Raw genomic sequence first — 13,950 nt, 5'->3', positions numbered from 1 at the left:
CAGATATATTAATGGGCTGTTATGAAAATACAAGAAATAAAATCCAAATCAATAATTTCTAAAACAGGAATTCCTTCTGCAGATTATGTTATAAATCCATATGTTGGGTGTATTCATTCATGTTTTTATTGTTATGCACGATTTATGAAACGTTTTACAGGTCATAAAGAGAATTGGGGCGATTTTATAGATATTAAAATCAATGCCCCCCGCTCTCATACCAGTATTGAAGGATTATAAATCTTCAAAGTATACGGGTAAACGAATCCTTCTTTCTTCAGTAACTGATCCATACATTCCTCTTGAAAGGAAATATGAAGTAACACGGAAAATATTGCAAAAGCTCATTCCTCATCAGCCTCATTTAAACATTCTTACCAAATCTGATCTGGTTATAAGAGATCTTGACCTTATAAAACAGTTTGAAAATAAAGAGATAGGATTTTCATTCTCAACCCTAGAGGAAGATATTCAGAGAAAAGTCGAACCTGGAGCATCATCTATTAAAAATAGATTAAAGGCCCTTAAAACTATTCATGAAGAGCATATAACAAGCTATGTATTTATAAGCCCTATTATTCCATTTATTACTAATTGGAAGGAGATAATTAGTCAAACTAGAAGTTATGCCGATTATTTCATGTTTGAAAATTTGAATATTGTTGGTAATATATGGGGTTCTGTTAATAGGTGGCTTAAAACAGAATTCCCCGATATGATTCAAGATTATAAGGATATCTATTTTGAAGATATATATTCTGGGAAAGAATTGAAGAAGAAATAATTACATACTGCCAAACTGAAAAACTTGAATGTAAAATGTACTTCCATCATTGATTTCTAATTTCTATTTTTGATAATTAAAATCTTGGATCATGTGAATATTACTTTCAAATCTATCCTACAATAAATGAATGTTGCTGGCATCTACTTAATATAAAATTTATAATATCAAATTTTAACAACAGGAAATTGTATTTCTGTTAACAGATCAGATTCGGGTACTTCCATAGGGCTGTTGAAGTATATCTCAATGGGTGCACCAATCATTTGATATCCATCTTCAATAACTTTGTTCATTAAAACTTCATACACCTGACCAACTTCACTGTAAGGTCCTTTGTGAATAGCAGAAATGACTTTTTGAACAGGCATGGTTTTTATTTTTACCTTTCCTGCTTCTGATGCTTGTCCCGCAAAAGGAACTCCCATTTCATATTGCATATCTTGAGGTGCGACTTCCGCCGGACTTGTGTAATAAGCAGAATATGGTGGACCAGTCATTTCAACATTTTGTGCCATCATCCAATCAACTATCTCCCCAATTAAATCACCCATATCCTCCACGGGCCCTGTATAAAATATATATGCTACTGGCTTTTCTTCAGTTTTTTTCAGTTTGATTTCCATATTAAGACCCCCTTCATAAATTATTGATCTATAAATATTCTGTTCTAATTTATATAAAAATTAAGATTAATTCAAATTTATAATTATTTATAAAATCCTACTTAGCACATATCAAAAACACTTTAACTATCCCAAAAAATGTTCTTACAATAATAATTTAAGTTCATCTGTCTTAAGAGAAATATTTTATATCCAAATCTTTTTAATTGATATTCAACTGTTTCCACATTTTTTACCAAAAAATATTTGAAAGTTTCCAAATAATTCTTCTGGAATTCAACCTCTTCTTGTGCTCGTCAAATATTTTCAAATATCTTTTAAATTTTTAAAGTAAAGATTCATAATTAGGGAATCGTATCATATTTGAATATCAAATTTCTGATATATGAGGATCTATTCTCTGGGTTGCATTGAAATCATTTCTCAGTTATTCCATTTCTATTGAAAGATAAAAAAAATATTTTAAGGTTAACTGAATATTAACCCATTTTAATCACTGGAAATCTTACTTCAGTTAGTAACTCTTGAGGCAAAACTTGACTAGGATCATTGAGGTAGACCTCTGTAACTGGACCAACTACATCATACCCATTTTCTGCTGCATATTTCGCTATTGCACGGATTACAGGACCTACATTAGTATAAGGTCCTTTGTGTACTGCTGCCAGTACTGAATGTTCTGGTATCTCTTTATACCCCAATTTACCTTCTTGAATCTTTAAATCTTCCTTAAATGAAAATCCTATTTCATATTCAAGTTCATCCTCTGAAACTTCATCAGGACTGTTGAAATAAGAACCGTATACCATGCCAGTCATTTCTAAACCATCATCAATAACCCACTGACCAACTTCTTGCATATGCTCCGGAATTTTATTATAACTCCCTTTAAATTGTGCATAAGCTACTCTTGTTTCTTCTATTCTTTTTTCTACTATCTCCATAAACAAACTCTCCAGAATTTACTTATGTCATCATTATATAATAAAAATTTTTATCCAACATAAGGATTTTACTTTAAAAAATAACAATGTAAATTTCGAAAAAATATAATCTAAGTAACTTTAAAAAAAGAATTGAAAAATGAATTAATTAAGCTGCGCTTGGTGGTTGGTGTGTTTTTAGAGTAATTGTACTATCTGCACAATTCTTTAAAGCTACACTGAATCCTGGTTCTGCTCCAATTACAATAGTTTTTTTCCCGTGTTCCTTGGCAACATTTATTAATGGGAAGAAATCCACATCACGAGTCATAATGGCAATCACATCAATATTAGGATTGTGTATAAGTTCAAACGCCTCAACGGCAAGTTGAACATCTGTTTCCCCTGCTACGATCATTGGTGAAAATCCCTGATTTACAACAGCCTCTATAAGCTTGTCTGAAGCGTATTGATTAAGAAAAACTTTACCAACTTTGATATTACCATGTTCAGAAATTAAATCTCTTACTGTATCTAAATTGCAGTCAAATTCTTTTCGAAGCATATTAGGACCGTCTACAAGAAGTCCTATATTTTTTCCGTGTGAATTTTCTCTTATAAGTGGAATGTAATCTTTAAATGAAGTTAATTTATCAAAACGATGCATCTTATCTCTCCAATTTATAATTAATATTGTTTATTATTTATTCAAAAAATTATTTGTAAGCTTGAAAATTTTAGTATCTACTTTCTTGAGTTATGTATGTATATTTGTATTGTTAATAAACGATAAGTACCTATGCCTAAATGACACCCAAATTAGATCGGCTAGTATCAATTCTTAATTGTAATTTTAAACTTTTATTAGGTTAAAAAAATATTAAGAAGTTTCAAATTTAATGTTGGGTGATTATAGAAAGGTGTTTATTATTTTTGAACATCTTTAAGACAAATCTTGAATTATTTTCTAAAAGATTTTGGTTTTAAATTAGAATTAAAACATATTATTGGAAATAGGCTAACTAAAACTTAAAAATAATTTGAGCATAAACATATTCTAAAGATGCATAGTCAACCAACCATTTATTTAATATAAAATATAATGAAAAAGATAGCATGGGGAAAATAAATTAAATTCCAATGTTATTAGACTTTTTTTAGAAAATAATATTCTAAATTTAAATTATTTTATCAAAATTTATGAAAGGATGCTAAAATGTTAAAAAAATTAATTTTAATTATTGTAATTCTAGGGATATTTTTTGGTGCCTACTCCTTTGTTGAACCTTATCTAATTCAAACCAAAGAAATCACAATTGAATCAAGTCAGATTCCACCAGAATTTGATGGAAAGCGTATAGTTTTTTTAACAGATATTCATTATGGTCCATTTTTTAGTAAAGATAGAGTAGACAGCATTGTAAACCAGACCAATGAGTTAAAGCCAGATATGATCCTCCTCGGTGGTGATTATGTTACTTCTGACTCTTCGGCAGTTGGACCTGTTTTTTCATCCTTATCAAAATTAAAGGCACCTCTAGGGGTTTATGGTGTGTTAGGAAATAATGACCCTAAAAATGTATCAATTCATGCCATGCAAAATGCAGGCATCACATATATTGGGAATAATGGTGCATGGATAGGCACCAATTCTTCTAGGATCAGAGTGGGAGGAGTAGCAGATATGGACACAGATGTTCCAAACCAACTTCCTATACTACAAGATGTAACTCCCGAAGACTTTGTTATATTGGTTACTCATAAACCGGACTATTTTCCAAAAGTTTCAAAATCAAGGGTAGATCTGGTACTTGCAGGACATACTCATGGAGGGCAAATTACTTTATTTGGACTTTATGCTCCATTTATAAAATCTCAATATGAACAAGAGCATCTTAGTGGCGTAACAAAATTGGGCGATGATACAATGATTATAAGCAATGGTATTGGTATGGTGTGGGCGCCGGTGAGATTTTTTGCACCTCCACAGATAGTTGTTGTTACTTTAAAAAGAATAACTTGAATAAAAATTAACACATTTAAATTACTCTATTTTTTTTTAAAATTATTCCCATCTAAATCTGACCCATACGGGAGCTCGGGAAGATCTTTTGATCATCTCTTGCATCTTGATCTCTGCTAAAAGAGGTTTAGATGTGATTAATATTTCTGGTTCCACATCGGGAGGTACTGTTATTTGGAGAGGTGCTTGATTTTCCTTAAGGAGTTGTAATATATCCTTTCTATCTTGGTCACTAAAGCCTGTACCAACTCTACCAAAATATTTTCCATTCTTTTCCATTAAAAGAGCACCAAATGGTATACTACTCGTGCTTTTAGTGGCTCCTATTATACGTACATCTACTGTGTCTCCTTTTTTAATCTTCAACCAATTATCTGATCTTCTTCCAGGTTCATATTTAGAATATAGATTCTTGATAACTGCTCCTTCATAACCCTGTTTTAAATAATCTTGAAACTGATTATCTGGTTTATCTACTTCCTTAAATGGAACAATTTCTATGTAGTTTTCTGGATGTACCACTTTCATTAATATGCTTTTACGCTCCATAAGAGGCCTGTTTATTAGATCATCTTTTTCATATTGTAATATATCAAAAATATTGAATGTTGCTGGGATCTTTCGTGATAGTAAACTAATTTTAAATCTATCTTCAACATTTCTGTTTAATAACTGTCTAAAACCTCCTTTAACAGTCATTTCACCATCAAGTATCCATTTATCTCCATCAACTTCTTTTGTCAATGCTTTTACTATTTCAGGAAATTTATAGGTTGCCTGAATATTTCTACGGGTCCATAAATCTATTTTATCACCATAACGGACAGCTATGATCCTCTCACCATCATATTTTGGTTCGATAATCCAAGTACCAGTTAATTTCAAATTCTTTGGATTTGTTAGGGTTGCCAGCATGGGTTCAATCATGTTAGGCATTATAAATCACCATTTTCTATTCTTCCAGCATCTTTTCTAATTCAGCTTCAATTGAACGGGTTTCGGGTACTTTGAATTCACCCACTACCACTTCTTCACCTATGAATTTCTTTTCAACAAGTTCCTTAACCTCTTGAGTGTAGGTTTCTGTGTATTTTGACCAATCAAACTTGAATGTCATCTTTTCAATAGCCTTAACTCCCTTATCAACCAATTCATCTTCAACTTCGGCATCTAATACTTCAACTTCTTCTATTGGCTTTACTTGTTCATGATATAAAAGCTGTTTTAGGAGTAGACCTTTTTCATATGGTTGTAACATTCCAAGATACTCGTTGGTTCTTGACACCCACTTAACTACCGCTACTTTATTGCTCTTATTCATTGATTCTTTTAATAGAAGAAAACTTTTACCTGCCCCTCCCTTCTTTGGAGAATCTGTACCTAGATAATATGGTTTGTTCAGTGCTTCCATAGGGATTTCTTCAATGTTGCAGAAACCTAATATTTCCATAATTTTTGTTGAAAATGGTTTGAGAGAATCTAATTCTTCGTCAGTGAATTTAAGACATTCACCCCCAACAATATATGCTTTTATTATATCTTCAGGATTGAGTTCCTCACCATCCTTTTCACACACCTTCTTATAACGAACTCTTCCACAATCAGTCTTATGAACTTGGTGAAAACTGACATGAAGAGTTCCGCTTGCAGCATATTGACGGACAGGTATGAGAATTGAACCAAATGATAAATATCCCGACCATATTGACCTCATGATCACCCTCCAAAAAGTATTATGTTTATATTTGGATTTGAAGCCATAAATTATTTTTTATTTAAAATAATTGAACTGAGAATTTTTTAGAGAGTTTTATAATAAATAGTTATAGAATTTAAAAAATAGAAATTATGATTATGATAAATTATTGATGTATTTATAGTTCTAAATGTCTTAGATGATCAGCCAGACCAATTTCTGGAATTATCTCATATGAAACTGAACCTGGAATGGATCTTTTTGTCATAAAATTCATTGCAAAAGAATTGACATATTCTTCAGCTTGTTCAACACTGTTCCATTCATATAATCCCTGGAAATCTCCGTTTCTTCTATTTATCATCCAATATTTTTCCCTTAATCCGGGAAGACCAAGTATAAATAACATTGGCAAAAGTGAAAATTTTATGTTTCTTTCGGGTGACATTCCGTTTACATGAAATCTGACACACAATACTGCTGGTTTTTGCCCTTTCTGATTTTTTGATTTTTTTATTACATGTCTAAATACAGTGAATCTATGGCCATCTAACATTTGTACAGTTTTATTGATTTCGTCTCTTTTGAATTGTATTTTACCTATTGTGATTCCTGTTATTGTTTTTATGAAAGTTGATATTTGGGTGTAACTCATCGAGCATCCTCTCTAGGTGTGATATGAATTGTTAATTCAAAAATTTAAAATTAGAATATAAAAATTTATTATATCAAACTTTGTAAGGGTTTGAACGCCGGGACTGGGATTTGAACCCAGGTGGAGTCAAACTCCACAGGATCTCAAGTCCTGCGCCTTCCCTGGCTAGGCTATCCCGGCATAATATAAAAAAGGGGTTAAGCTATATTAGCTTTTTAATTCGATTTCTATGCTCACGTTGTCTGGTACATTGACCTTCATGACTTGACGCATTGCACGTTCATCTGCTTCAATCCCAACAAGTCTCTTGTGGATTCGGAGCTCCCATTTTTCCCATGTTGCTTTTCCCTCTCCATCTGGAGATTTACGGGTTGGCACCACAAGTTTTTTGGTTGGCAATGGTATTGGTCCGGATAGGTCCACGCCTGTTCTCTCTGCTATTCTTTTGAGCTGATCACATACATATGCAAGTTTCTCAGGATCTGTACCTGTGAGTTTTATTCTGGCTTTGTGCATTCCAATCCTCCATAAAAATAAAAAGAAGGTTTAATATTACCTTCAGTTATTATCTGTTAATTACTTCGCTGGTACGATATCAATACACATTCCAGCTGCCACTGTTTGACCCATGTCCCTTATAGCGAATCTTCCCATGTGTGGAATTTCCTTGATCTTTTCGATTACCATAGGTTTTGTTGGTCTGACAACAACAAATGCTGCGTCACCAGTTTTAAGGAAATCTGGGTTTTCTTCTTTTGTCTGACCTGTTGCTGGGTCCAGTTTTTTCTGGAGTTCCATAAAGGTACATGCAACCTGTGCTGTGTGACAGTGGAATACAGGTGTGTATCCAACGGTGATAACACCTGGGTGCTGTAGTACAACGATCTGTGCTGTGAACTCTTTTGCAACTGTTGGTGCATTTGAAGTATGTCCAGCTACGTCTCCTCTTCTGATGTCGTTTTTACCAACACCTCTGACGTTGAAACCTACGTTGTCACCTGGTTCTGCTTGATCAAGCATTTCGTGGTGCATTTCGATAGTTTTTACTTCTCCAGTTGAGCCCGGAGGTTCAAATATGATGTTGTCACCTTTTTTCATTATTCCAGTTTCTACTCTTCCCACCGGGACAGTTCCGACACCAGTAATTGAATAAACATCCTGAACAGGTACCCTTAATGGTAGCTGTGTTGGTTTTTCTGGAGCTTTGAGTTCAGCAAGTGATTCAACAAGTGATGGTCCCTTGTACCATGGTGTGTTTTCAGAGGATGTTGTGATGTTGTCTCCCTGGAATGCAGAGATAGGTATGAAGTTGATATCTTTTGGTTTGTATGCTACTGTTTTGATTAAAGCAGATACTTCTTCTTTGAGTTCGTTGAATTTTTCTTCATCGTATTTTACAAGATCCATTTTGTTTATTGCAATGATTAATTGGTTGATACCTAGAGTTCTTGCAAGGAAAGCATGTTCCTTGGTCTGTGGCATTACACCATCGTCAATTGCAACTACTAATACGGCTGCGTCTGCTTGTGATGCACCGGTAATCATGTTTTTAACGAAATCCCTGTGACCGGGACAGTCCACAATTGTGAATTCATATTTAGGAGTATCGAATTTTGCGTGTGCAAGGTCGATTGTAACCCCTCTTTCTCTTTCTTCTTGGAGCTTGTCCATAACAAATCTAAACTTGTTTTCACCTTCTGAGAGCTGCTGTTCAGCTATAGCTCCTGATTGTAAGAGAATGTGTCCGACAAGTGTTGATTTACCATGGTCTACGTGTCCAATAAACGCTAAGTTCATATGTTCTTTTTGTTTAGCCATAAAATATACCTCCATTTAACATTTGTATAATTTTATTAGTTTTATTCATTAATTTTTGATCAGCCTATGTAATGGTCTGGTCCGTAAGGCTCTGGAGTTAATCCTTTCCTAGCTCTTATCTCTCTTATAATTGTCTTCTGAAGTTCAGGAGGCAATCTTACAAAGCCAGCACTCTCTGTTGACCAGAGACATCGACCTTCAGCAGCAGATCTTATATCTCCTGCGAATCCGAACATTTCAGCAACAGGTACAGTTGATTCCAATGTAGCCATGTCTCCTTCTTGTGACATGTCCACTATCTGTCCTCTTCTGTTTTGTATTTCCCTAGTTGCTGCACCCATATAGTCTTGTGGAACGTTGATAAATACTTTTTGTATTGGCTCCAATAGTGTTGGGTTGGCCAGCATGATTGCACCGTACACAGCTTTCCTTATTGCGGGTAAAACCTGAGCAGGACCCCTGTGAACAGCATCCTCGTGAATTTTAGCGTCTTTGAGTGTTATTTTAAGTCCCATAACCTTCTCTCTGGCTATTGGCCCATCATCAAGTGCACTTTCAAATCCTTCGAGTAGAAGTTCTTTTATCTCATCCAGGTACTGGATACCACGTGTCATATTGATAAAGAGAGATCTTTTGTAAACATCCCATACCTTTTTGGCCTCGTCCTTGGGAAGACCATACTCCGTGAAGGTTGAAGTGTTTTCTTTCTTTTTAACACGGCCTTCTTTGATCTTTCCGTCCTGAATGGCATTGAAAAGTTCGTCGGATAAAGGTTCTATGTCAATATAATACCTGTTGTGCTTGTTCGGAGATTTTCCTTCGACAGGGCCTGCTTTTCCGGCAATAGTTTCCCTGTACACAACGATTGGTTCTGAAGTCTCGATTTCCACACCTTTTTCATCTATACGGTAGGTTATGATCTCAAGGTGAAGTTCACCCATACCTGATATGAGGTGTTCGCCTGTTTCTTCGTTAATCTCAACCCTCACAGTTGGATCTTCCTTTCCAATTTGTCTTAAAACTTCTATGAGTTTTGGAAGGTCTTTGGTGCTTTTGGCTTCGACTGCAACCGTAACAACTGGTTCAGATATGTGTTCAATACCTTCGAATGCATCAATAGTAGTTCCGAGGTTGGTTACTGTTTCACCAGCCATAGCATTCTTTGCACCGGTTATAGCGACTATGTTTCCTGCAGGAACTTTATCTGTGTTAATACGTTCTGGGCCCATGTAAACTCCTACTTGTTGGATTCTGGCTTTTCCATGGGATCCTACGAAATATATTTCAGATCCTTTTTCTATGGTTCCACCATAAACCCTTCCAGTTGCAATTTCACCTGCATGTTTGTCTATGCTTACGTTTGTGATCATCACAGCAAGTGGTGAATCTGGGTCGGTGTTAATCATACCCTGCCCTTCAACAGATTCTATATCACCATTCCATATACTTGGCACCCTGTATCTCTGGGAGACATCAGGACTTGGAAGGTGGTCCACAACCATCCCTAAAAGTACATCGTGTATAGGAACTTTGTCTGCTAAGTCCTTCTGTTTGTCGTCTCGACAAGCTTCACGAATATCGTTAAATGTTATACCTGTTTTCTGCATCATTGGAACATTTATAGCCCAATTATGATATGCTGATCCAAATGCAACACTTCCATCCTCAACTCTTGCAAGCCATTCCTTCTTGAACTGCTCTGGAGCCATATTTTTTATGAGCTTATTAGCACTGGCTATTATCTTAAGGAACCTGTTCTGTAATTCGTCTCCCTCAAGTTTGAGCTCGTTTATAAGACGATCAACCTTGTTTATGAATAAAACAGGCCGAACATTTTCTTTTAAAGCCTGACGCAGAACAGTTTCTGTCTGTGGCATTATACCTTCAACTGCACATATAACAACAACTGCACCGTCAACAGCTCTCATTGCCCTTGTAACATCTCCACCGAAGTCAACGTGACCAGGTGTGTCTATGAGGTTTATTAGGTACTCATCTTCCCTGTACTTGTGGACCATTGAAACGTTTGCTGCATCTATGGTAATTCCTCTTGCTTGTTCCTGGTCATCAAAGTCCAGAAACCGCTGATCACCTGCAAGTTCTCTAGAGATCATGCCCGCTCCAGCCAGGAGGTTGTCAGATAGTGTGGTTTTCCCGTGGTCAATATGGGCCACAATACCTATGTTCCTTATATACTTAGGAGTGTACATCAATTCCTTAATCTTATTAATCATTTTAGTACGTCTACTCACCAAAATCACCTAGTAACCAAAAATTCATAATCATCAACATTAGTGGGCAGATCTTGCAATTCTTTCTTTCTCTTCCTTCTTTCCGATTGCAAAGCTTCTTGTATCGTACTCTGCAGCAAAAAGAAGTTCATCAGCAAGACATTCTTCTACAGATCGTTTCCTTTTGAATGATGATTGTAGAGCGCCTCTTGTTAAGAATCCAACAGCCAGATCAACCCTTCTCTGTGGTGCTATATCCACTGCTACTTGATATCCTATTCCACCATACTTTATTCTGGTTGTTTCTTCACGTGGAGAAGTGTTTTCTACCGCTTTCACTAGAACCTGAATAGGGTTCTTTTTTGACCTCTGGTTTATAATATCCAATGCCCCTTTAACTATGTTGTAAGACTTGTTCTTTTTCCCAGAGTTTCTATGTGTTCTCATGATTTTGTTCATGAGTCTTTCAACTATGGAAACTTTGGATTTTGCGAACTGCCTTTTAACATGCCTTCCTAGGGTGTGCGGAACCAGAATTTCGTCAAGGCAAATGTAGTTTACAAGACCTAAGTCCTCTACCTTCACCTCTTCTAAATCCCATTTATCGAAGACCTTAAAACTCATTAAAATTACCTCACTTTTATCTTACAGGTTTTTCTATTCTACCTATAACCATTTGTTGTAATGATACGCTGTTAACTTTTGTAACCTTCCATCTAACACCAGGGATATCACCCATAGACCTTCCTGAAGGCCCTCCGATTCCCTCGATCATGACTTCGTCATGTTCATCAATGAAACCTATTGCACCGTCTCCTGGAGCGAAGGCTGTTAATTGTTTACCATTTTTTATAAGCTGGACACGTACACATTTCCTTATAGCAGAGTTTGGCTGTTTTGCCTCTACACCTACTTTTTCAATAACGATTCCTCTAGCTTGGGGTGCGCCTTCAAGTGGATCTGCTTTTACATCTAATCTAAGAGCTTTCCTCTTATATTCCACATCCTTCCACCTGAAATTTTGTCTATTCTTTTTAAGCTTTTTTGCTGCGAAAAGTCCTGGCAAATGAAATTCCTCCTTGTAAATATTAATATTTAATTAAGTTATCAGATATTCAATTTATGATTATTTAATATAATATCATTCGATGATAATCAACGAGTAACATTTATTATATTGAATACTATGATTTGAATCATCTGTTTCTTCGTTCTTCTCTATTTTATAATAATGTTATTTATATTATGCTGTCTCTTGGCCAAGAGTCTGGCTCGTTCAATATTTTGGCCACCCTTTCCAATAGCAGTTCTTTTATTTCTTGAATCTGTTTCAAGAGTGGCAATCTTCTCCCCATTTTCCTTCTGAAGTATTCTTATACTTCTGATCTTAGCCGGAGCCATGAGATTACCTATGAATTCAACTTGATCATCAGAGTGTTCAATAACCTCAACACCCTTGTCAACTGTTTTTTGAACCTTGGCAACAGTGCTGCCTCTTTTTCCAATGGCAAGTCCCATATCTCCCTTTTTAACAAGGAAGGTTAATTTACCATTTTCATCATCAACTAAAAGGTCCTTTACCATTGCACCGGTCATACTTTCAAACAGTGCAATGTACCTTATTTCATTGGTCGAAAATTTTATAGTCACAGAAACTACCCCATAATCTCTAATATAGTGGAGTCACCAGGATCCTTAATAATTAACGTTGCAACTGTGAATGGTTTACCGCATACAGATCCAAGATCCACACTTGTACCATCATAATTGTAAACAGTGATATCTGATAATTCTGAATACTGCTCAACATCTTCCCTTATATCTTTAGGACAGTTACCTGCAAGTATCACGAGCTTACCCTTTCCAAGCTTCAGCTCCTGAATTGATTTATCAGATCCTAGTATAACATTACCTGTATCTACAGCAACTCTTATTCCTCTATCTATATCCATCTACTGCCTCCTATTTCTTCTCTTTCATAATGACGCCAACAGACCCTGTTCCCAGTGGTATTGGCTGCCCTATTATAATATTTTCAATTATACCAGTGAGGTGATCAATTTCTCCTCTAATACTGGCTCTTAAAAGGTGTTTACCTGTTTCTTCAAAAGAAGCTCTTGCAAGAACACTGGCCTTTTCACCGCTTATACCGTGTCTTCCAATGGATTTTACCTTACCATCAGCAGTCATCATATCTGCAACCAGCATTATATGCCTTACATCAACTGTAAGTCCCTGTTCTTCCATTGTACTCTGTGCTTCATGTATGATTGCATTTCGCGCTGCCTCTACTCCTAAAACCTTCTCTACCTCATGGATGTCATTAGTGCTTGTTCTGGTCTTATTAACACCTTCCATTTTGAGGACGGCTCCAAGATTTGAACCTTCAGTGTGTATAGCCCATTCTGCACCTTCTTTCCTGATCACAACCTTCCCGATGTTTTTAACACCACTTATCTGGAGATCGCGAACCTTATCAGCTAAAAGTCTTAATTCTCTTATTGCATGTTTAGGATCAGAAATCGTAGGTTCAAAACTGAGTAGGTTCTTATCTATTTCTACTTTCTTAAAAGCTTTTTCTATCTTGGCTATGATCTCGTCATGGTCTAGTCTTTTATCTTCAACCTTGGCCTCATCGATCTCGATGGAAAGGTTCATATTTGCATAATTGACGTTAAAATCCTTTAGAATATCATTTAAGACAATTTTACCAATACGATTGGCTATTCGCCTTACGAATTCTTCGTCTGCACTGTACTCTTCATCGAAGTATATTCCCATTGTTGGAGTTGATATCTTCTTTCTGGCGTCAACAATTTCTATTAGACGCGGCAGTCCCAATGTAACATTCAGCTCTGCAACACCTGCATAGTGAAAAGTACGCATGGTCATCTGAGTACCAGGCTCCCCAACAGACTGTGCAGCAACAGTACCAACTGCTTCTCCATTTTCGACACCCGCACGCTGGTTTGCCTTTTTAATTTCCTTAACAAGTTCATCTAGTTCCTTGTCATTTAATTCATGTCTTTCGGCTGCTTCAGCTATTTCATAAATAAGTTTTTCAGGAAATTTGGTCCTTTTCTTCTTAACAACCTTTTCTACCTTCTCTATGTCCACAAAACCACCTGATCCTAAATTACGTCCCAATCAAATAATATCAAATAATTCATTAAATTAAAATGGATGCGATGAAT

Annotated in this window: 17 protein-coding genes and 1 tRNA gene; 3 read left to right on the top strand and 15 right to left on the bottom strand. The window is 35.7% G+C overall.

Translation table 11 applies throughout. The annotated features are described in order from the left end of the window. The first annotated feature begins 21 nt into the window (after positions 1-21). Both DL91_RS13015 and DL91_RS00655 read left to right on the top strand, forming a co-directional pair. A complete protein-coding gene (locus DL91_RS13015; RefSeq protein ID WP_081882553.1) occupies positions 22-240 on the top strand; it encodes a hypothetical protein in 219 nt (72 codons plus the stop codon). Continuing rightward, positions 203-784 (top strand): radical SAM protein, encoded by a 582-nt coding sequence (locus DL91_RS00655; RefSeq protein WP_197050571.1) that lies wholly within the window; start codon positions 203-205, stop codon positions 782-784. The genes DL91_RS13015 and DL91_RS00655 overlap by 38 nt, the downstream gene beginning before the upstream one ends. 167 nt (positions 785-951) lie before the next feature. Here the strand turns inward: DL91_RS00655 and DL91_RS00650 are convergent, their stop codons facing one another. The 3 genes from DL91_RS00650 to DL91_RS00640 form a co-directional block, all read right to left on the bottom strand. Next, a complete protein-coding gene (locus tag DL91_RS00650) occupies positions 952-1,410 on the bottom strand; it encodes a GyrI-like domain-containing protein (protein WP_048189795.1) in 459 nt (152 codons plus the stop codon). Between the two features lie 479 nt (positions 1,411-1,889). After that, the gene (locus tag DL91_RS00645; protein WP_048189794.1) at positions 1,890-2,354 is read right to left on the bottom strand and encodes a GyrI-like domain-containing protein; all 465 of its coding nucleotides are present in this window, start codon (positions 2,352-2,354) and stop codon (positions 1,890-1,892) included. Between the two features lie 148 nt (positions 2,355-2,502). Beyond that, positions 2,503-3,000, bottom strand: coding sequence for a TIGR00288 family NYN domain-containing protein (locus DL91_RS00640; RefSeq protein WP_048189793.1), 498 nt, complete (start codon positions 2,998-3,000; stop codon positions 2,503-2,505). A 549-nt stretch (positions 3,001-3,549) separates the two neighbouring features. Between DL91_RS00640 and DL91_RS00635 the strand changes: the two genes are divergently transcribed. Further along, positions 3,550-4,356, top strand: coding sequence for a metallophosphoesterase (locus DL91_RS00635; RefSeq protein ID WP_048189792.1), 807 nt, complete (start codon positions 3,550-3,552; stop codon positions 4,354-4,356). Between the two features lie 42 nt (positions 4,357-4,398). On the opposite strand, the gene DL91_RS00630 is transcribed toward DL91_RS00635, so the two are convergent. From DL91_RS00630 to rpoA2, 12 genes are all read right to left on the bottom strand, one after another. After that, the gene (locus DL91_RS00630; RefSeq protein WP_231551339.1) at positions 4,399-5,292 is read right to left on the bottom strand and encodes an ATP-dependent DNA ligase; all 894 of its coding nucleotides are present in this window, start codon (positions 5,290-5,292) and stop codon (positions 4,399-4,401) included. Between the two features lie 16 nt (positions 5,293-5,308). Then, on the bottom strand, positions 5,309-6,070 hold the full coding sequence (locus tag DL91_RS00625; RefSeq protein ID WP_048189791.1) for a Ku protein: 762 nt from the start codon (positions 6,068-6,070) through the stop codon (positions 5,309-5,311). Positions 6,071-6,230: 160 nt separating this feature from the next. Continuing rightward, positions 6,231-6,707: a hypothetical protein gene (locus DL91_RS00620; protein ID WP_048189790.1), complete on the bottom strand. Its 477-nt coding sequence runs from the start codon at positions 6,705-6,707 to the stop codon at positions 6,231-6,233. Between the two features lie 95 nt (positions 6,708-6,802). Beyond that, positions 6,803-6,887 (bottom strand) — tRNA-Ser (locus DL91_RS00615). Between the two features lie 27 nt (positions 6,888-6,914). Beyond that, complete coding sequence (rpsJ, locus tag DL91_RS00610; RefSeq protein WP_013645952.1) at positions 6,915-7,223, bottom strand: 30S ribosomal protein S10; 309 nt, start codon at positions 7,221-7,223, stop codon at positions 6,915-6,917. 60 nt (positions 7,224-7,283) lie between these two features. Further along, positions 7,284-8,525 (bottom strand): translation elongation factor EF-1 subunit alpha, encoded by a 1,242-nt coding sequence (tuf, locus tag DL91_RS00605; protein ID WP_048189789.1) that lies wholly within the window; start codon positions 8,523-8,525, stop codon positions 7,284-7,286. A 59-nt stretch (positions 8,526-8,584) separates the two neighbouring features. Beyond that, a complete protein-coding gene (locus DL91_RS00600) occupies positions 8,585-10,777 on the bottom strand; it encodes an elongation factor EF-2 (protein WP_048189788.1) in 2,193 nt (730 codons plus the stop codon). 39 nt (positions 10,778-10,816) lie between these two features. Then, positions 10,817-11,380, bottom strand: coding sequence for a 30S ribosomal protein S7 (locus DL91_RS00595; protein WP_048189787.1), 564 nt, complete (start codon positions 11,378-11,380; stop codon positions 10,817-10,819). Positions 11,381-11,396: 16 nt separating this feature from the next. Next, on the bottom strand, positions 11,397-11,822 hold the full coding sequence (locus DL91_RS00590; protein ID WP_048189786.1) for a 30S ribosomal protein S12: 426 nt from the start codon (positions 11,820-11,822) through the stop codon (positions 11,397-11,399). Positions 11,823-11,974: 152 nt separating this feature from the next. Beyond that, entirely contained in the window at positions 11,975-12,406 is a 432-nt protein-coding gene (locus DL91_RS00585) for a NusA-like transcription termination signal-binding factor (protein WP_048189785.1), read from the bottom strand. A 5-nt stretch (positions 12,407-12,411) separates the two neighbouring features. After that, complete coding sequence (locus DL91_RS00580; RefSeq protein ID WP_048189784.1) at positions 12,412-12,708, bottom strand: 50S ribosomal protein L30e; 297 nt, start codon at positions 12,706-12,708, stop codon at positions 12,412-12,414. Positions 12,709-12,718: 10 nt separating this feature from the next. Beyond that, positions 12,719-13,873 carry a DNA-directed RNA polymerase subunit A'' gene (gene rpoA2, locus DL91_RS00575; RefSeq protein WP_048189783.1) on the bottom strand — a complete coding sequence of 385 codons (1,155 nt, stop codon included), beginning with the start codon at positions 13,871-13,873 and terminating at the stop codon, positions 12,719-12,721. Positions 13,874-13,950 lie beyond the last annotated feature (77 nt).

It is taken from the genome of Methanobacterium sp. SMA-27, from assembly GCF_000744455.1.
Taxonomy (GTDB): Archaea; Methanobacteriota; Methanobacteria; order Methanobacteriales; family Methanobacteriaceae; genus Methanobacterium_B.
The sequence above is the reverse complement of the archived record's forward strand: the minus strand, read 5'-3'. Positions and strand labels throughout refer to the sequence as shown.